Raw genomic sequence first — 18,253 nt, forward strand, 5'->3', positions numbered from 1 at the left:
CGCGGGCCGGTCGTCCGTGGTCCGGATCGGCGATGCTCGCGGCCACGAGCGAGCTCGGAGCCGTGGGAATCGGGGTTCGGCCGGCACCCGGCGGGAAGCGGGAATCGTCAGCCGGGTGCGTTGGCCGGTCGGTTGCCGGCTCCCTCGGTGACGTCCGACTCGGCGGCGTAGCCGGCGAGCAGGATGCGGAGCGTGCGGTGGAAGCGCCGCTCGGAATCCAGGCCCTCGCCGGTGCCGAAGGCCCGGGCGAGGTGAGGACAGGTGGTCCGGTCCAGCGCCGAGAGCTGCTCGGGCCGGGGCTCGGTGCCCTCGTGGTGGGGTGTTTCGCCGACCTCGCTGAGGGTGCGGCCCAGGGTCCACATGACCACCGGGTTCAGTGCGGCGAGTGCGTCGGCCAGCGGGACGCCGTCCTCGCGGAGCACGGTGATGCCGCGTTCGATCAGGGTGAGCGTGGCGGGTGCGGCGGCCGGCCGGGTGGCCAGGACGGTGAGCACGGCGGGGTGGTCCAGCAGCATCCGGCGCAGTGAGACGGCGAATTCCCGGACGACCTCGGTCCAGGGGCCGTTCGGTTCGGCGAAGAGGTCCCCGCGGAGGACTCCAGGAGGCGTTCGACCGTCCCGTCGAGCAGGGCGGCCCTGCTGGGGACGTAGTGGTAGAGCGTCATGCCCTCGCAACCGAGCGCCGCGCCGAGCTTGCGGTTGGAGAGCGCGGCGAGGCCGTGCTCGTCGACGAAGTCGAGGGCGGCGTCGATGATCTTCTCTCGGGTCAGGCCCGTCCCGGGGCGTGAGCGAGCCCACGGGCCGGGTCGGCGCATCCCGCTCCACAACCGCCGTGGTTGAATTACCATCAGGTCAATTAACCGTCAAGTTGGTGCATTCACAGAATGTTCCGGCTGGGTGTGGAGTGGAACTCGAAGGATTTCCGCTGCTTCGAGGTCTTCACACGGAGTTCTCAGACTGACAGGCTGGGGCCGCCCTTTCAGTACGGAGGAGGTTCCTTGTCCCGCATATCCACGTTGGCCGGAGCGGTCACCTGCGCGCTCGCCCTTGTCACCGGAACCGCCGCGGCCGCGTCGGCCGCGCCGTTCGACCAGGCCCCGGGTGCGGCGGCCGCCGAGGCGAAGGTCGACCCCGTCGACTGGAAGCCGTGCAACCCCGACCCGAGCAAGCCGGACCCGGGCATCTACGACTGCGCCGTCTACCCCGTGCCGCTGGACTACGACAACCCGTCCGGTGAGAAGGTCGGCATCGCCATGCTGCGGCGGCGCGCGAGCGACCCGTCGAAGCGGATCGGCTCGCTGTTCCTCAACCCCGGCGGCCCCGGCGGCAGTGGCTACATGTGGGCGACCACCACCCGTTTCGGCGCCGAGGTGCAGGCCAAGTTCGACCTGGTCGGCTTCGATCCCCGCGGGGTGGCCCGGAGCAACCCGCTCAAGTGCTTCAAGACCCAGGAAGACGCCGACGCGGTCAACAACCGCATGGTGGGCGTGCCCGTCACCAAGGCGGAGGTCGACGACACGCTGGACGCCGACCAGGACTACACCGACGCCTGCAGCAAGAACGCCGGCCCGCTGATCGAGCACATGTCGACCATCAACGTGGTGCGCGACCTCGACCGGATGCGCCGTGCCGTCGGTGACTCCCAGCTCACCTTCGCCGGCTTCTCCTACGGCACCCTGATCGGTTCGACGTACGCGAACATGTACCCGAACAAGGTGCGCGCGATCATCATCGACGGCAACGTCGACCCCAACCTGCGCCTGCACAACGGCCTGGAGTACGACCGCCAGCGGGCGGGCGGTTTCGAACTGGCCCTGGACGAGTTCCTGAAGCGCTGCCAGACCGCCGGTGCCCCGCGCTGCGCCTTCGGCGACGGTGACACCCGGGCCAAGTTCGACGAGCTCCGCGACCACCTTCGGACCAGCCCGATCACGCTGTCGAACGGCTCCCGGGTGACGCTGAGCAGCTTCACCAGCGAGGTGGCCAGCGCCTTGTACTCGCAGGCCAAGCTGGCTCCGCTGGCGAAGTCGCTGCAGGCCACCTACCAGGTGATGCAGAAGCCGGCCGCGGCCGCCCTGCTGGCGCCGAAGGCGACCGTCCCGGACGACGCGGCCAACCAGCTCACGGTGAACGTCCCGCGCGCACTGCGCGAGGCCCCGGCCGACTCCGAGTACACCGGTGACGACTCCTACATGGGCGTCAACTGCCAGGACAAGCCGTACCCGTCGAACGACCGGGTGTTCGCCAACGTCGCCCGGGCCTGGGAGAAGGAGTCGCCGACCTTCGGTCGCTACCAGGCCTTCGACGCCCCGGCCTGCGCGAGCTGGCCCGCCCCGGCCCGGGACGCCGAGCGCTTCAGCGGCCCGTGGAACAAGAAGACCTCCAACACCGTGATGGTCATCGGCAACCTCTACGACCCGGCCACCCAGTACAAGTTCGCCCAGCGGATGCAGCAGGAGCTGGGCAACGCCGTGCTGGTCAGCGTCGACTCGATCGAGCACTGCGCCGTCGGTCGCAGCACCGCGCTGAACACGATGGTCACCCGCTACCTGGTGGACGGCACCGCGCCGAAGCCGGGCCAGCTGCTCAAGCCGGACGCCGAGATCTTCCCGGCGGTCTGAGGGCTCTCGCCCCGAACGCCCGGCCGTTGAGGCCGGGGCTGTGGTGGCCGGCGGTTCCGCCGGCCACCACAGCCGTGTTCCCGGCCGTGCCCCCACCCGCGCCCCCAGCCGTGTTCCGCGGCGTAGCGTGCGGAGAATGCGGAAGAAGATCGTCATCGAACCTCCCGTGGAACGGATTCTGCGGAGTTGTCGTGGACCGTAGCCGACGCCACTGACAATCGGGCTCCGGGTGGCGGTCGGGACGAGCCTTCGATGAGGCTTGAAAATGACGTACAGTCACATTAATTCGTAAATGAATTCACAAAGCTGAATAGGGGTGTTAGCGTGCGGCCCGCCAGACTCTCTCGGAATGAGGAAGTGGGGAAGGGCATGCGACACGAATTCTCAGGGCGGACGGTCCTGCCGGGCGATCCCCGCTACCGGACGCTCAGTCAGGGCTTCAACCAGCGCTGGCACAGCAGTCCCGCCTACATCCGGCTGGTGGCGGACGACGCGGACGCGGTGGCCGAGCTGAACCGGGCGCTGGACCGCGGGCTGCGCCCGACCGTGCGCGGTGGCGGGCACTGCTACGAGGGCTTCGTCGACAACGACGGGGGCGTGATCCTCGACCTCAGCACGATGCGCGGGGTGGCCGCCGCGGTGGACAAGTTCGGCCGGCCCACCTACTGCGTCGAGGGCGGTGCCACCAACTGGGACGTCTACACCACGCTGTTCCGGGAGTACGCCGTCACCCTGCCCGCCGGGTCCTGCTACTCGGTGGGGGCGGGCGGGCACATCTGCGGCGGAGGGTTCGGGCTCCTCTCCCGTCGGCACGGGCTCACGGTGGACCACCTCGTCCAGGTCGACGTGGTCACCGTCCGCGGCGGTCGCGCCGCGGTGACGAGGGCGAACCGGGAGGACGCGAGCGGCTCGCCGGAGCAGGACCTCTTCTGGGCCCACACCGGTGGCGGCGGCGGGAACTTCGGGGTGGTGCTGCGCTACCACTTCGCGACCGACGTGCCCGAGCCACCGCCGCGGGTCTGGATCAGCAGCGTGGCCTGGCCCTGGGGCGAACTGGTCGACCGCCCCGGCGACTTCGAGACGCTGCTGGCCAACTTCGGCGCCTTCCTGGCCGAGCACAGCGGCCGGCGGGAGCGGGTCTACGACGGGCTGTTCGCGATCCTCAAGCTGACCCACCACTCCAACGGGAACGTCGTGCTGTTCAGCCAGTGGGACGGCGACGACCCGGCGCCGCTGGACGAGTTCGTGGCGGCGGTCGAACGCGGGATGGCGACCCGGTCGGTGGTCCAGACCCACAGCGTCGCCGGACTGTTCCTGCCCTACCCGGAGCGGCGGCGCCAACTACCCTGGTTCCAGGCGACCATGACGCTCAATCCCTCAGGCGACAACCAGCGCGGCAAGTACAAGTCGGCGTACCACCGGGAGCCGTTCGACCGGGCCCGGATCGCCACCCTCTGGGACTGGCTGACGCGGGACGTGGACGGGGTGGACCTCAGCAGGACGCTGGTGCAGATCGACTCCTACGGCTGCCGGATCAACGCCCGCCGGCCCGATGAAACCGCCGTGCCACAGCGGGACTCGATCATGAAGCTGCAGTACCAGACCTATTGGACCGACCCGACCGAGGATGCCGGCCACCTGGCGTACCTGAGCGGGCTCTACCAGGAGATGTACCGGGAGACGGGAGGCGTCCCGGAGGTCGACACGGCGACGGACGGCGCCTACGTCAACTACCCGGACGTGGATCTGGGCACGGTCGACCAGCCCGATCCGGCGTACCCGAGGCTCTACTACAAGGAGAACTACCCACGACTGCAACGCACGAAGGCCTACTGGGACGGGGAGGAGGTGTTCCATCATGCCCAGTCGATCCGGCCGCTCCGGGCCTGAGCCGCGTCCCGCGATGCGTTGAGCGGGGCGGCGTTCTCGTCAGCCGCCCCGCCGCTCCCGCCTCGCCGCCCGTTCCGCCGCTCCCGCTCCGTCGCCCGCGCAGGCTGGTCCGGCTCCGCCTGGTCCGGCTCCACATGGTCTCCGCGGCTCAGGCCCCGCCGTCGCTATGCGGCCTGCTCCACGTCCTCCTCGACGATCCGGCCGTCGTGGAGCTCGATGACCCGGTCGGCGAGCTCCATCAGCGTCGGGTCGTGGGTGGCGACGAGGACGGTGACGCCCTCGCTGCGGACCACCGCGCGCAGCAGTTCCATGATCGAGCGGCCGGTCTCGGAGTCGAGCTGACCGGTGGGTTCGTCGGCGATGATCAGGCCGGGGTCGTTCGCGAGCGCGCGGGCGATCGCGACGCGCTGCTGCTGGCCGCCGGAGAGTTCACCGGGCCGCTGGTTGGCGTGGTCGGCCAGGCCGACCAGCGCCAGCAGGGTGTGGGCGCGCTCCTCTCGCTCGGCCGGCAGCACCTTGCGCAGTCGCATCGGCACGCCGACGTTCTCGGCGGCGGTGAGCATCGGGATCAGTCCGAAGGACTGGAACACGAAACCGATCCGCTCCCGGCGCAGGGCGAGTCGGCCGTCCTCGTCCAGCCCGCCGAGGTCGATGCCGTCCAGGGCGATGCTGCCGCCGGTCGGTGCGTCCAGGCCGCCGACCAGGTTGAGCAGGGTGGTCTTGCCGGAGCCGGACCGGCCCTTGAGCGCGGTGAGTTCACCGCGTCCGACCGAGAAGCTGATGCCGCGCAGGGCGTGGACGGTCCGCTCGCCGGTGCCGAAGCTGCGCCGGAGATCGGTCACGGCCACCATCGGACCGGTGGCCGTCGCGCCGGTGGTCGTCGGGGTGCTGTCGGCGGCCTGGTGTCGTGTCATGCGGCGTCCCCCTGTGGGCGGTGGATACCCGGTTCCGACCGGGTCAACGGTTGAGTTGGCCTCGCGGGTTCACCGCCCCGAGCGGAGAATTCGCGAAAAAAAAGTCCCTGGTCAAGAGTGCGTAGTGGAGCCGGAGTTATGAAGTGTGCATGGCATTTCAACGGCTCGTTGCTGGCGGGGATCCTATCAATGCAAGGAATTTGCTCATTACTTACATGATTCGCGCAAGTCCCTTCCGTTCCCGGATCGAATCTGACAGCATCGTCCGCTATCCGGCGACCGCTTGCCGGTGATCACTGCGCCGGTGTGCCCGTGAAGTGTCCGTCTGTGGCCAAGATGCGTCCGGACGGGGTCGGATCGACGGGTGGGGCTGGGGTGCGACCGGGGACGCGACCGGGGGAGGAACTTGATGCTCGGCTTCGTCGTGCGCAGGCTGCGCGGGCGACTGCCGCTGGCTGCTGCCGTCCTGTTGACGGTGCTGATCACCACGGCGGTGCTGACCGCCTTGGTGACGTTCAACGGCGGTGTCGGGCAGGCGGGTCTGCGGCAGGCGCTCCAGGGCCCGGGCCATGCCCGGACCACGGTGGTGGTGACCGCCGAACACGGCCTGGACCAGCGGCACAAGGACGAGGAGGCGCTGGCCTCCTACCGGAGCAAGCTCTTCGGTGATCTGCCCGTCCACACCGACAGCCTGCTGCGCAGCCGCTCCTACGGCCTGCCCGGTGGCGACGCCGCGGCGTCGGCCGGGGCCCCGGCGGGCGGTCAGTCCAGCACGGCCAAGATCGATCTGACGGTGCTCGCCGACCTCGACCGTGAGCGGGTGCGGTTGACTGCCGGTGCCTGGCCGGGTGCGGTGACCGGCTCCGTGCAGTCCGCGGCCCCGCAGGTCGCTGTGCCACAGGCGCTGTTGGCGCGCCTGGGCCTGTCCGCGCAGGCGCTGCCGGCGGACGTCCAGCTGGCGGACCGGCTCGACGGCAAGCCGCTGACCGTCCGCGTCACCGGCACCTACCGGGCGGTGGACCCGTCCGCACCGTACTGGCGGATCGATCCGGTGAGCGGTCACGAGATCGAGGTGGGCGGGTTCACCACCTTCGGCCCGATGATGGTCGACCCGAGCGCGTTCACCGCGGGCGGTCTTGCGCAGAGCAGCCGGGGCTGGCTGCTGGAGGCCGACTTCGCGGGCGTCGACCAGGCCGGGGCCGAGGCCGTCGGCGAGCGCACCCAGGGCCTGAACGACGACCTGCGCAAGACTTCCTCCCTCAGCGCCACGACCGAACTTCCCGCCGTGGTGGGGGAGCTGTCCGCCAGTCTGCTGGTAGCCCGCTCCACCCTGCTGATCGGCGCCCTGCAGCTGGCCGTCCTCGCCACGGCGGCCCTGCTGCTGGTCGTGCGGCTGATCTCGACCCGCCAGGAGCGCGAGAACGAGCTGCTCGCCGCCCGCGGCGCCTCCGGTGCCCGCCTGGGCGCCTTCACCGCCCTGGAATCGGTGCTGCTCGCCCTGCCGGCCGCGGTGCTGGCCCCGCTGCTCACGCCGTTCCTGGTTCGCGTCCTGGCCGGCCTCGGCCGCTCCCACCAGGTCGCGCTGGAGGCCGGACTGCGGTGGACGCTGTGGCCGGTGGCCGTGCTGTGCGCGCTGGTGTGCATCCTGCTGGCCACCGCGCCCAGCCTGCTGCGCGGCGCGGGAGCCGCCCTGCGGCGCAGGGCCGGGCGCCGCCAGGCCGTGGTGTCGGGCATCGCCCGCAACGGCGGCGACCTCGCCGTCCTGGCGCTCGCGGCCCTGGCCTACCAGCAGCTCGACCAGTACGGCGGTGGCCTGTCCACCGACGCCTCCGGCAAGCTCGGTGTCGACCTGCTGCTGGTCGCCACTCCGACCCTGGCGCTGTGTGCGGGGACCCTGGTGGTGCTGCGCCTGCTGCCGCTGGTCGCCCGCCTCGGTGCCCGGGTTGCCGCCCGGGGCAGCGGCCTGGGCCCGGCGATGGTGGGCTGGCAGCTGGCCCGTCAGCCCGCCCGGGCCACCGGGCCGGTGCTGCTGCTGGTCATGGCGGTGGCCACCGGAGTGCTCGCGCTGGGCCAGCACGCCACCTGGACCGCCTCGCAGCGCGACCAGGCAGAGTTCGACACGGCCGGAGGCCTGCGGATCTCCGGCTCGCACAGCGCATTGATGGGTCAGGGCGGCCGCTACGGCGCCCTGCCCGGTGGGGACCGGCTGGTCCCCGTCGCCCGCGGGGAGCAGGCCCTGCCCAACGGCACCGGGCAACTCCTCGCCCTGGACGCCGCCGCCCTCGCCGACCGCGTCCCGGTCCGCACCGATCTGCTCGACGGGCACTCCGCCGGAGACCTGTTCCACCCGCTCGCCCAACCCACGCCCCCCGGGGCCGCAGCAGGCATCACCCTGCCCGGCCGACCGCTGCGGATCGACGCCGACGTCACCATCCGCCAGACCTTCCGCGGGCAGGTCCGGCTGCCCAACACCGTGCACATGGTGGCCGACGCTCCTCCGGAGGTGGCGCTGCTGCTGCGGGACCGCTTCGGCTACGTCCACAAGGTGCCGTTCGCGAGCCTGCCGGTCACCGGTGACCTCCGCGCCTCGGCCCCGCTGAGCACGCTGGTCGACGCCCCGATGGGCTCCGCCGCCGCACCGCTGGCCCTGGTCGGGGCCACCGTGTCCTACAGCGACCGCGCCGACGGCGAGGTCACCGTGCGCCGGCTGGCGGTGTCGGACAGCGCGGACGGGCCCGCGACCGATGTTCCGGTGCCGGCCGGCCTCTCCTGGACGGCCGGTCGGGGCCAGTCCGGCCCACCGGCCACCCTCCGCTCCGAACCGGCCGACGCCGAGCGGCTGTTCACCGTCGGCTACAGCGCCGCGAACGGCACCGGGGACACCTTCCGTGCTGTTCTCAGCCCGGCGGGGGCGAGCGCCCCGACGGCCGTGTCCGGCGTCGCCACCCAGGACTACCTGAAGCTCACGGGCGGCTCGGTCGGCGAAACCGTGCAGGTGCCGTTCGCCGGGACCGTCCTGCCGGTCAAGATCACCGGGGTGGTGCGGGCCGTGCCGGTGGCGGGCCGTACCGCGCTGGTCGTCGACCTGGGCACGGTGGCACGACTGTTGGCGGCACAGGGCCGTTCCCTGCCCAGCCATGTCGAGTGGTGGCTGCCCGCGACCGGCCCGGGTGACCCCACCCCGGCCGAGGCCGCCGCCGCACTGCGCTCCGCCCCCGGCTCCCAGGACGTCCAGTTCTACGACGAGGTCGCCGAGGGCATGCTCAGCGACCCGGTGGGCGCCGCCCCGCAGAACGCGCTGATGGCCATCGCGGTCGTCACCGCCCTGCTCGCCGCGATCGGCTTCGTCGCCGCCGTGGCCGGCTCCGCCCACGAACGCGCCCGCGACTCCGCCCTGCTGCTCGCCCTGGGCGCGCCCCGCAAGCAGGTCAGCCGCACCGTCGCCGCCGAACAGGCACTACTGGTCGGACTCGGCGGGGCGGTCGGCCTGGCCCTGGGCGCCCTGCTGGTCCACCTGATCGTGCCCTTCGTCGTCCTCACACCCGCCGCCCGCCAACCCGTGCCCCAGGCTGTGATCGACCTGCCCCTCGGCCAGGCCCTGCTGTTCGCGGCCGCGATCGCCGTCGCCCCGCTGTTGTCGGCCTTCCTCATCGGACGCCGCCGTCGAGACGTCGCCAACCGGCTGCGCCACGTGGAGGAGATGTGACCACCCGCGCCGGCACCAGCGTGCCCACCCCCGAGAGCAACCGCGTGCCCACTCCCGAGACCGTTCACCGCCCGGCGCCCTGGGTCCGCACCAGACTGCGGGCCAGCCCGCTGGCCGCGGTGCTGATGGCGGCGCTCGCCTTCGTCACGGTCTTCCTCGCCGCGGCCTTCCCCCGCGTCGCGGACCGGGGCGCGGACGCGGCGCTGCGGGACTTCGTCAGCCAGAAGGGCCTCAACCCGACCAGCCTGCAGACCACTTCCAAGACCCGGGACTACGACAACGCGGCCGAGCTCGACCGGGTGCAGCAACAGGTCACCGAGAAGGTCGGGCAGCAGCTGACGCTGTCCCGGCCGGGCCTGGCCCACGGCACCCGTGCCCTGGGCGACCGCGGCATGGGCAACCCGGGGTACGCCCGGATCTCCGACGCGAACGCCCCCATGCTCAGCCTGCTCTACCTGCACGACCTGGCCTCCCGAGCCACCCTCACCGACGGCACCTGGCCGACCCCCGGCACCGTGGGCGGCCCGCTGCCGATCGTGATCAGCAAGCAGGCGGCCCAGACCATCCACATCAAGCTCGGTGACGTCATCGACAACGGCGTGGAGGGCTCGGGCGCCCAGCGGAACACCGTGGTGGTCGGCCTCTACCGGATCAACGACCCCCAGGACCCGTTCTGGGAGGACCTCGGCTGCCCGGCCCGCGCCTGCCTGAACGCCGCTCCCCAGCACGAGCACTGGATGACCAGCGGTTTCGTCGATGGTGACAGCCTGGCGGCGATGGCGCGCTGGGGCTCGAACGCCGAGAACTTCTGGCGACTTCCCGTCGACCCCGCCTCGCTGCGGGCCGACCGGCTCGACCGCACCCGCAACGCCATCAGCTCGTTCCTGACCGGGCCGGGCGCCACCGAACTGATCGGCGCGACCGGGCGCGCGGACCTGCACAGCGTCTCCGGCCTGGCCGACATCCTGACCCGGGCGGACGAGCGCTACGAGGCCGCGCTGCCGCTGAGCACCATCGGCCCGGCCGGGGTCGCGGGCGTCGCCACCGTGGTGCTCTGCCTGGCCGCCGCGCTCACCACCGACCGGCGCGCCGGCGAGATCCGGCTGCTGCGCGCCCGTGGCGGCTCCCGCACCGGGGTGCTGCTGCGGCTGATCGGGGAGGGTGCGGCCACGGTGCTGCCGGCCGCCGCCCTCGCCACCGCCCTCGCCGTGGTGCTGCTGCCCACCCCGCGTTGGGGCCAATCGGTGCTGGCGGCGCTGGCCGCGGCGTTGCTCGCCCTGCTGGCCTTCCCCGCCCGCGCCGCCCTGCTGTGGTCACGCCGCAAGGCGGTCGGCGGCCGGCGCCGACTGGTCGGGGAACTCGCCGTCCTGGTGGTCACCGCCGCGGCCGTGGCGGAGGTCCGGCGCCGCGGCGTCGGCACCGGCGGTGGGCTGGATCCACTGCTGGTGGCCGCTCCGTTGCTGCTCGCCGTGACCGGCGGGCTGCTGCTGGCCCGGATCGAGCCGGTCGCCGTCGGTTGGCTGGCCAGGCTCGCCGGGCGGGGCCGTGGTCTGATCGGCTTCCTCGGCCTGGCCCGGGCCGCCCGCGACAGCTCCGGCCGGCGCAAGCCCTCCGTGCTTCCGTTGCTCGCCCTGCTGATCGCCGTCACCACGACGGGCTTCGGCGCCACCGTCCTCGACACCGTCGACCACGTGCGGACCCGCGCCGCGCGCATCGCCACCGGCGGGGACATCGGCGTCTCGCTCCCGGACTACGCCACCCTGCCCGAGTCGTTCGCCACGGCGGCCGCCGCACTACCGGGAGTCCGGGCCTCGACCGGGGCCTGGGTCGAGCCCAAGGCCCGTTTCGTCGGCGTCGACCAGGACTACACCGATGCCTATCTCGTGGTGGTCGATCCGGCCGCGTACGCCGAGATCGCCCGCACCGTCGGGGTCGGCGAGTTCGACCCGGCGAAGCTCGCCGCCCCCGGAGGCCGGGACACCCCGGTGCCCGCGCTGTTCAGCCGTGACCTGGCCAAGCGCCTGGCCGCGGGCCCGGCCGAGGTCCGCACGCCCAACGGGAACGGTCTGCGGACCACGGTCGCCGGGATCATCTCCGCGACCCCTGCCCTGCCGGACCCCGGCAAGCCGTTCGTCGTGGTGGCCGCCGACCCCGCCTGGGAGCGCCTGCCGGACGTCAAGCGGATCAACAAGTGGTTCGCCGTCGGTGACGTCGACCCGGAGCAGGTCAGGTCCACCCTGCGGGACAACGGTGGGGGCCAGCCGAGCGGCATCGCCAGGCTGATCGCCGAGGATGCCGCGGCCGCGGGCAAGGCCACCCACGGGATGCCCGCGGGTTACACGGTGCACAGCAGTCGGGAGGCCGCGGCCGCTCTCGCCGACGACCCTCTGCAGCACGCCGCCGGGCGGCTGTTCTGGTACGCGGCCGCCGCCGGTGCCGGGTTCGCCCTGCTCGCCGTCCTGCTGACGCTCTTCCGGGCCGCGCCCGAGCGCACGGCCGTCCTCGCCCGACTGCGCACCATGGGCCTGCGACCCCGCCAGGGCCTGGCGCTGATCCTGACCGAAGCACTGCCCCAGACCCTTGCCGCGGTCCTGGGCGGCGGCCTGACCGCACTGGCGGCCGTCACCCTCCTCGGCGGTGCGTTCGACATCTCCACCCTGGTCGGTGCCAGGGTCGGCGACGTCATCACCCCCACTCTCGTACCGGTCCTGCTGCCCACCGCCGGCCTGGCCCTGCTGGTCGCCCTCGCCGTGGCCGCGGAGACACTGATCGCCGGGCGCCGCCAGATCGCCACCGAACTACGGGCCGGAGAACAGGCATGACACCCGCGGCAACGGCACCAGTCGCAACCTACGAGACAGGAGAGCAGCGGTGAAGAGCACGCCCCAGGAGCGGCCGACCGTGGAGGCCCCCAGCCTCCAGGAGTTGCGGCAGCGGGCCCTGGCCGCAGCCTCCCCCAAGGCCTACGGAGCGGGCGCGGCGATCGTCTGCGACCGGCTGGTGAGGATCTTCAGTGCCGAGGGCATCGAGGTCCAGGCGCTCCAGGGCCTGGAGCTGACCATCCAGCAGGGCGACCTGGTGGCTCTGGTCGGTGCCTCCGGCAGCGGCAAGTCGACCCTGCTCACCATCCTGGCCGGACTGGACGTGCCCACCGCCGGCACCGCCACCGTCGCCGGCTGCGACCTGCTGGAGATGTCCGCCAAGGAGCGCCTGCGCTACCGGCGCGAGGTCGTCGGCTTCATCTGGCAGCAGACCGCCCGCAACCTCCTGCCCTTCCTCACCGCCGCCGAGAACATCGCCCTGCCCATGCAGCTGCGCGGCCGCCGTGCCGCCACGGCAGGATCGAAGGGGCAGGCCGCCCGGGTGGCCGAACTCATGGACGCCCTGGAGATCGGCCACCTCGCCCACCGCCGCCCCAACGAACTCTCCGGCGGCCAGCAGCAACGCGTCGCCATCGCCGTGGCGATGGCCAACAACCCGCCCGTCCTGCTCGCCGACGAACCGACCGGTGAGCTCGACTCCGAGACCGCGGGCGTCATCTTCGAGTCCTTCCGCACCGTCAACCGCGAACTCGGCACCACCGTCGTCATCGTCACCCATGACCCCATGGTCGCCGCCGAAGTCCGCCGCACCGTCGCCGTCCGCGACGGACGGACCAGCAGCGAGGTCCTGCGCCGCACCGTCACCGACGAACACGGCGAGGAATCCGTGAACGAACGCGAGTACGTCATGCTCGACCGCACCGGCCGTGTCCAGCTACCCGTCAAGTTCCTCGAGGCACTCGGCATGGAACACCGCGTCGCCGTCGACCTCGCGACCGACCACATCGAGATCCGCCCCGACGACCTCGTGGGCGGCTGACCGGACCTCAGCCGTCGCCGCCCATCCGCGGGAAGAGGCCGCTGCCCTCGGCGTCCTCGCGGACGTCGGGCGGCGCGGCCCCGGCGGCGTGCTCGCCCCGGGAGGGGGCGGTGCAGCGGGCGAAGACGAGCAGGGCGGCGGCCGCGAGGGTGAGGATGCCCAGTGCGGTCAGGACGCGTAGCCAGGTCAAGGTAGTGCCTCCTGGGGGCGGTACGAGGGAGCGCCGCCGGGGTGTATCGGCAGCTCGGCCCGCACGGTCGAGTGCCCACGGTCGGTCTCTTCCCGTCGTCCGCCGCGCAACAGGTGGCTCGCGCGGGCGCTCGATGCACCGACGGGGCGCGTCACACCACCCTGCGCGCCCCCAGCACGGTGACGGCCCGCCCGCTCCGCTCCCCGGCCAGGGCGCGCAGCGCCGGCAGGTCGGGCTTGCCGAGCCCGTTCAACGGGATCGCCGGGAGGATCGGCACGGTGCCGGGGGCGCACCGGGCGTCCCCGTGCTCCCGGGCCCAGCAGCGCAGCTGCTGCTCCGTCGGCCACGCGCCCGGCCCGACGGCGACCGCGACGTGCACACGCTCCAGCCGGTCCGGGTCGGAGCTCGTGAACATCACCGCCTCGCGGACGTCCGGGTGGCTGCGCAACGACTCCTCGACCTCGTGGGGGAACACATTGTGCCCCTCGACGATCGCCATCTGGTCCCGTCGTCCGGCCACCGTCAGATAACCCGCCACATGGCTCCCAGGTCGCCGGTGTGCAGCCAGCCCTCCCGCAGCACCCGCGCGGTCAGCTCCGGGTCGCGCCAGTAGCCGGCCATCGCGGTCGGGGTGCGGACGCAGATCTCCCCGGTCCGGCCCGGCGGCAGCGGCACGCCCTCCTCGTCCAGGATCCGCACCTCGGTGTCCAGGTACGGGCGCCCGGCGGTGGTCAGCAGCCGCGGGTCCAGGTGCTCGTCGGGGCTCAGCCGGGAGATCGGCCCGGTCTCGGTGAGGCTGTAGGTCTGGTGAAGCACCCGGCCGAGGCGCCGGGTCGCCTCGGCCAGCCGGCGCGGCGAGGGTGCGCAGCCCGTGTAGCCGACCCGGCGCAGACTGCCGGTGTCGGTCGCGGCCAGCAGCGGGTGGTCCAGCAGGCGGTGGAGCAGGTGCGGCGGCAGGTACGCCCGGGAGACCCGGTGCCGCTCGACGGCCCCGAGCACCTCCTCCGCTGCGAAGCCGTCCTGCAGCACCGCGGTGCCGCCCGCCGCCAGGGCGAAGTCAGCGGTGGTGCCCCCGCCGTGGCACAGCGGGGTGCAGAGCAGGAAGCAGGCCCCCGACAGCACGGCGGGCCGGGGCGGACGGGCGAAGCGCCGCAGCACGCCCTTCGGGCGCCCGCCGGTGCCGCCGGTGAACCGTACGGCCATCACGTCCTCGGGCCGGTACCGCGGCTCCAGCGGACCTGCTGGAGCACGCCCCGGCGAGCTCCAGCAGGTCCGCGCCGGGGACGCCCCGCCGGGCACCGCCGGCCCGAGGGCGAGGACGCCCGCGGCCGGCAGGGCTCGGGCCACGGCCCCGGCCGCCGGTCCGCAGCGGAGCGGGTCGTAGACGAGGGCCGAGGTCTGCGCGAACTCCGCCGGCGCCACCAGATCGGCGATCGGGGTCTCCGGGTACGGCATCGCCACCCGGCCGCCCAGCAGGTTGGCGGCCAGCCGCACCAGCAGCGCCTCGGGGGTGTTCCCGGCGAGCACGGTGACCCCGTCCCCGTCGTCCCCGTCCCCGCGCCCGAGCCCGGCCCGGCCCGATCCAGCGCGCGGGCCATCCGGTACACCGTGTCCAGGCACTCCTGGGCCGTCATCGTCACGCCCCCGTGGTGCAGCGCCACCCGCCCCGGGTCCCGCGCCAGCCCCTCCAGCACCAGCTCGGTGTACGTCCCACCAGGCTCTGGCATGCCCATCCTTCCCGCGGCTGACGAGGCGTCAGCCCAGTGGGTGGCGGCCCCGCGGTTCGACGCTCCGATCCGGGCCCGGACGCTCCGCCGATCCGGCAGTTCCGGGCCAGTGACGCCGGCCGAGTAGCGGCGCCGCGCTGCGAACGGTCCGTCGGGGCAGCGGTCACAGCACGCATCGACCGGCCGGCGTACCCACCGGGGCGGTCGGGACTGCCGGACTTGTTAGGGTCTTCGGTCGGACACGGACGGGGGAGCGGTGGGCGGCGAAACGGAGGCGTTGGTCCTGGCACCGTGTGGGGTGGTCGACCTGCGGGGTGAGGCCGGGGCCGGGCTCGTGGTGGCGTACCCGGCCGACGCCGTCGTGGTGGTGTCGGGCCTGCCGGGGGCGGGCAAGAGCACGCTGCTGCGGCGCTGGGCGGCGGGCGGGGCCGTGTTGGCGGTGGACCCGCGCACGGTGCACGAGGCCTGTGAGGCGGTGATGCCCGCGTGCCTGCCGTACGCGGTGTACCGGCCGTGGGCGCGGCTGGAGCACTTCCGGTTGCTGCGCACCTCGGTGCGGCGAGGCGGCCCGCTGCTGGTGCACGACTGCGGCAGCCGCGCCTGGATGCGCCGCCGGCTCGCCCGGGAGGCCGGTCGCCAGGGGCGCGAACTGCACCTGGTGCTGCTCGACGTCGGTGCCGCCACCGCCCTCGACGGCCAGCGGGCACGCGGACGGCACACCTCCGCCAGGGTCTTCGCCCGCCACCGCCGGGGCCTGGGCCGGCTGTTGGCGGAGTTCACCCGGTACGCGCGGTCCGGCGGGCCGGTGCCGATCCCGGAGGCGGCCTCCGTGCTGCTGCTCGACACGGTCTCCCGGTCCCGGGCGGAGGCGGTCCGGTTCGGCGGGGCGAACTGAGCTCACCGGCGACGGGCCAGGCGCTCCACCTCCGCGTGCCACCACCCGGGCGGGCCGGTCGGGTTGGCGGCGGAGGTCGGCTGGTCGGGGTGGAGTCCGAGGGGGCGCAGCACCTCGGCGTCGACCCGCAGGGCGAACCAGCACTGCCAGTGGCCGTCCGGACCGATGCCGCAGGGCGCGTCGAACCGGACGGCCTCCGACGGGAAGGGCATCCAGTCGATGCCCCGGTCACGCAGTCAACCGCGGAGAGTGGCCATGGGCGTCGGGCGGCCGGTCCGGTTCCGGTAGGCGGCGATGGTGATCCACTCGGTCATGACGGCCATGATGGCACGGAGCCGTACGGAGTCGAAGGGGGTTTTCGAGCGGATGACGGTCAACGAACAACGCGGAGTGCCAGCCGAGGTGTTGGCGGCCGAGCGGCTCGCCGCCCGGCTGGGCTTCGGCAAGAGCTGCACCCGGGAGGTCGGGCGGCTGCTGGCGCTCGCCGCTGCGGCCAAGCCGGGCGGGACGGTCGCGGAGAGCGGCACCGGCGCAGGGGTCGGTACGGCCTGGCTGCGCAGTGGGCTCGGTCCGGGCGCCCGGCTGGTCACGGTCGAGCGGGACGGCGAACTGGCCCGGAGGTCGGCCGGGTTGTTCGCCGATGACGCCCGTGTGCGGGTCCTGCACGGGGACTGGCGGCTGCTGGAGGAGCACGCACCGTTCGACGTGTTCTTCTGCGACGGCGGCGGCAAGCGCGACGACCCGGACCGGGTGGTCGAACTGCTCGCCCCCGGCGGTCTGTTGCTCATGGACGACTTCACGCCCTCGCCGCACTGGCCTCCGCGCTTCGGCGGCGAGGTCGACGGGCTGCGCCTGCACTACCTGACGCACCCCGCGTTGGAGGCCACCGAGGTGCTGGCCGCACCGGGCGGTTCGGCCGTCCTTGCCGTGCGGAAGGCATGAGCGGATGGTGACGATCGAGACTCCCCGCCTGGTGCTGCGGCGCTGGCGCCAGGAGGACGTACCGGCGATGGCGGCCGTCAACGCCGACCCCGATGTGATGCGGTGGATCGGCGACGGGCGGGTCCAGACCCCGGAGGAGACCCGCCGGGCCGTCGAGCGGATCGAACGGACCTGGGACACCGAGGGCTTCGGCCTGTTCGCGGTGGAGCTGCGGGAGACCGGTGAGCTCGCCGGGTTCACCGGCCTGGCCGTGCCCCTCTTCCTCCCCGAGGTGCTGCCCGCGGTCGAGATCGGCTGGCGGCTCGGCCGGTCCTTCTGGGGCCGGGGCATCGCCACCGAGGCGGCGACGGCGGCACTGAGGTTCGGCTTCGAGGCCTGCGGTCGGGACCGGATCATCAGCATCGCCCGGATCGGCAACACCGCCTCCGAGCGCGTGATGGCCAAGCTCGGCCTGCGACCCGAGCGGGAGACCACCGTCCCCGGCAACGGCACCGCCGTCCGCGTCCACGAACTGACCCGCGCCGACTACCTGGCCCGTCCGCGGCCATGACGGCGCTGACCCGCGGGGTGCCGCGCCGGACGAGCCGGAGGAGGACCGACCCGGCGTCACGGCCGGGCGGTCGGAGCGGCGGAATCCGGGTAGCGCACCGTAATCGCGCCCGGTGGCGCACGCGCACTGCGAGACTGGGATGAGCAGAATCCGTCAGGGAGAGAGGTCACACCCCGCATGCCCAGCAGCGCTGCCGTCGACAACCCGTGGTTCCGCAGGTTCAACCCGTCCGACTTCGCTCCCGCCCGGATCGTGATCTTCCCGCACGCCGGCGGATCGGCCAGTTACTACATGGAGTACGCCAAGGCACTCGCGCCGTACGCCGACGTGCTGGCGGTTCAGTACCCGGGCCGCCAGAACCGCTTCGCGGAGCCCACGATCGACTCGGTCCCGGAACTCGCCGAGCAGGTCTACCGGGAGCTGAGGGCGTGGGTGGACCGTCCGATCGTCTTCTTCGGGCACAGCATGGGCTCGGCCGTCGCCTTCGAGGTCGCCCGGTGCTTCACCCGCGACGGTCTGGCGGGGCCGGAGCGGCTGTTCGTGTCCGCCGGTCGGGCGCCCTCGCTGCCCCGGGACACCGAGGTCCACAAGCTGCCGGACGACGGCCTGATGAAGGAGCTCATCCGGCTCGGCGGGACGGACGAGCAGATCCTCGACGTGCCGGCCCTGCGCGAGCTGATCATTCCGGCGCTGCGCGCTGACTACACCGCCATCGAGACCTACCAGGCCGCGCCGGACGCCGTCGTCCCCCAGCCGATCACCGCCCTGGTGGGGGAGAACGACGCCAACGCCACGGTCGAGGAGGCCGCCCAGTGGGAGCGGCACACCAGCGGCGGCTTCAGCCTGCGGGTCTTCCCGGGCGGGCACTTCTACGTGGCGGAGCAGATCGACGCCGTGGTGCGGCTGCTCACCGCGCACCTGCGCGGCTGAGCCGCCCGCCGGGCGCACCCGCCCACCG

The 18,253-nt window shown here is 73.1% G+C and carries 15 protein-coding genes and 1 pseudogene; 9 read left to right on the forward strand and 7 right to left on the reverse strand.

The features are described 5' to 3' along the window. Positions 1-107 precede the first annotated feature (107 nt). Both BOQ63_RS38460 and BOQ63_RS38465 read right to left on the reverse strand, forming a co-directional pair. Positions 108-674: a TetR/AcrR family transcriptional regulator C-terminal domain-containing protein gene (locus tag BOQ63_RS38460; protein ID WP_072655839.1), complete on the reverse strand. Its 567-nt coding sequence runs from the start codon at positions 672-674 to the stop codon at positions 108-110. Further along, positions 632-847 (reverse strand): annotated as a pseudogene (locus BOQ63_RS38465) (hypothetical protein); the annotation flags it as partial. The gene BOQ63_RS38460 and the pseudogene BOQ63_RS38465, both read right to left, overlap by 43 nt. Positions 848-997: 150 nt before the next feature. Between BOQ63_RS38465 and BOQ63_RS38470 the strand changes: the two are divergent. Next, positions 998-2,620, forward strand: coding sequence for an alpha/beta hydrolase (locus BOQ63_RS38470; protein ID WP_030285253.1), 1,623 nt, complete (start codon positions 998-1,000; stop codon positions 2,618-2,620). Between the two features lie 369 nt (positions 2,621-2,989). Further along, positions 2,990-4,510, forward strand: coding sequence for an FAD-binding oxidoreductase (locus BOQ63_RS38475; RefSeq protein WP_030550176.1), 1,521 nt, complete (start codon positions 2,990-2,992; stop codon positions 4,508-4,510). A 164-nt stretch (positions 4,511-4,674) separates the two neighbouring features. Here the strand turns inward: BOQ63_RS38475 and BOQ63_RS38480 are convergent, their stop codons facing one another. Beyond that, positions 4,675-5,424: an ABC transporter ATP-binding protein gene (locus BOQ63_RS38480; RefSeq protein WP_030285257.1), complete on the reverse strand. Its 750-nt coding sequence runs from the start codon at positions 5,422-5,424 to the stop codon at positions 4,675-4,677. Between the two features lie 409 nt (positions 5,425-5,833). On the opposite strand from BOQ63_RS38480, the gene BOQ63_RS38485 reads away from it, so the two are divergent. Genes BOQ63_RS38485 through BOQ63_RS38495 form a run of 3 tightly spaced genes read left to right on the forward strand, consistent with a single transcriptional unit; the run spans position 5,834 to position 12,991 of the window. Further along, the gene (locus tag BOQ63_RS38485; RefSeq protein WP_150476292.1) at positions 5,834-9,130 is read left to right on the forward strand and encodes an ABC transporter permease; all 3,297 of its coding nucleotides are present in this window, start codon (positions 5,834-5,836) and stop codon (positions 9,128-9,130) included. Beyond that, the gene (locus BOQ63_RS38490; protein ID WP_030285261.1) at positions 9,127-11,952 is read left to right on the forward strand and encodes a hypothetical protein; all 2,826 of its coding nucleotides are present in this window, start codon (positions 9,127-9,129) and stop codon (positions 11,950-11,952) included. The genes BOQ63_RS38485 and BOQ63_RS38490 overlap by 4 nt, the downstream gene beginning before the upstream one ends. Positions 11,953-12,001: 49 nt before the next feature. Continuing rightward, a complete protein-coding gene (locus tag BOQ63_RS38495) occupies positions 12,002-12,991 on the forward strand; it encodes an ABC transporter ATP-binding protein (RefSeq protein ID WP_191093628.1) in 990 nt (329 codons plus the stop codon). Between the two features lie 7 nt (positions 12,992-12,998). Here the strand turns inward: BOQ63_RS38495 and BOQ63_RS38500 are convergent, their stop codons facing one another. The 3 genes from BOQ63_RS38500 to BOQ63_RS38510 form a co-directional block, all read right to left on the reverse strand. Beyond that, complete coding sequence (locus BOQ63_RS38500) at positions 12,999-13,181, reverse strand: hypothetical protein (RefSeq protein WP_030285265.1); 183 nt, start codon at positions 13,179-13,181, stop codon at positions 12,999-13,001. A gap of 151 nt (positions 13,182-13,332) precedes the next feature. Continuing rightward, complete coding sequence (locus BOQ63_RS38505; protein WP_051746946.1) at positions 13,333-13,680, reverse strand: AMP-binding enzyme; 348 nt, start codon at positions 13,678-13,680, stop codon at positions 13,333-13,335. 23 nt (positions 13,681-13,703) lie between these two features. Beyond that, complete coding sequence (locus BOQ63_RS38510; RefSeq protein WP_499504790.1) at positions 13,704-14,801, reverse strand: AMP-binding protein; 1,098 nt, start codon at positions 14,799-14,801, stop codon at positions 13,704-13,706. A gap of 405 nt (positions 14,802-15,206) precedes the next feature. Here BOQ63_RS38510 and BOQ63_RS38515 point away from each other — a divergent pair, with 405 nt between their 5' ends. Further along, positions 15,207-15,803, forward strand: a complete 597-nt coding sequence (locus tag BOQ63_RS38515; protein ID WP_050367001.1) for an AAA family ATPase — start codon at positions 15,207-15,209, stop codon at positions 15,801-15,803. A gap of 2 nt (positions 15,804-15,805) precedes the next feature. Here the strand turns inward: BOQ63_RS38515 and BOQ63_RS38520 are convergent, their stop codons facing one another. Further along, the gene (locus BOQ63_RS38520) at positions 15,806-16,015 is read right to left on the reverse strand and encodes a hypothetical protein (protein WP_030285270.1); all 210 of its coding nucleotides are present in this window, start codon (positions 16,013-16,015) and stop codon (positions 15,806-15,808) included. A gap of 154 nt (positions 16,016-16,169) precedes the next feature. Between BOQ63_RS38520 and BOQ63_RS38525 the strand changes: the two genes are divergently transcribed. The 3 genes from BOQ63_RS38525 (at position 16,170) to BOQ63_RS38535 (ending at position 18,225) form a co-directional block, all read left to right on the forward strand. Next, a complete protein-coding gene (locus tag BOQ63_RS38525; protein WP_030285272.1) occupies positions 16,170-16,745 on the forward strand; it encodes an O-methyltransferase in 576 nt (191 codons plus the stop codon). Between the two features lie 4 nt (positions 16,746-16,749). Then, a complete protein-coding gene (locus BOQ63_RS38530) occupies positions 16,750-17,295 on the forward strand; it encodes a GNAT family N-acetyltransferase (protein WP_030285274.1) in 546 nt (181 codons plus the stop codon). Between the two features lie 177 nt (positions 17,296-17,472). Then, positions 17,473-18,225, forward strand: coding sequence for a thioesterase II family protein (locus BOQ63_RS38535; RefSeq protein ID WP_030285275.1), 753 nt, complete (start codon positions 17,473-17,475; stop codon positions 18,223-18,225). The last annotated feature ends 28 nt before the right edge of the window (positions 18,226-18,253 follow it).

The sequence above is a fragment of the Streptomyces viridifaciens genome, from assembly GCF_001888885.2.
Taxonomy (GTDB): domain Bacteria; phylum Actinomycetota; class Actinomycetes; order Streptomycetales; family Streptomycetaceae; genus Kitasatospora; species Kitasatospora aureofaciens.

Excerpts from the sequence above, each read along its gene's own strand:
- BOQ63_RS38520 (WP_030285270.1), bottom strand. The coding sequence starts at position 16,015 with ATGCCCTTCCCGTCGGAGGCCGTCCGGTTCGACGCGCCCTGCGGCATC.
- BOQ63_RS38530 (WP_030285274.1), top strand. The coding sequence starts at position 16,750 with ATGGTGACGATCGAGACTCCCCGCCTGGTGCTGCGGCGCTGGCGCCAG.
- BOQ63_RS38535 (WP_030285275.1), top strand. The coding sequence starts at position 17,473 with ATGCCCAGCAGCGCTGCCGTCGACAACCCGTGGTTCCGCAGGTTCAAC.
- BOQ63_RS38485 (WP_150476292.1), top strand. The coding sequence starts at position 5,834 with ATGCTCGGCTTCGTCGTGCGCAGGCTGCGCGGGCGACTGCCGCTGGCT.
- BOQ63_RS38480 (WP_030285257.1), bottom strand. The coding sequence starts at position 5,424 with ATGACACGACACCAGGCCGCCGACAGCACCCCGACGACCACCGGCGCG.
- BOQ63_RS38505 (WP_051746946.1), bottom strand. The coding sequence starts at position 13,680 with ATGGCGATCGTCGAGGGGCACAATGTGTTCCCCCACGAGGTCGAGGAG.
- BOQ63_RS38525 (WP_030285272.1), top strand. The coding sequence starts at position 16,170 with ATGACGGTCAACGAACAACGCGGAGTGCCAGCCGAGGTGTTGGCGGCC.
- BOQ63_RS38475 (WP_030550176.1), top strand. The coding sequence starts at position 2,990 with ATGCGACACGAATTCTCAGGGCGGACGGTCCTGCCGGGCGATCCCCGC.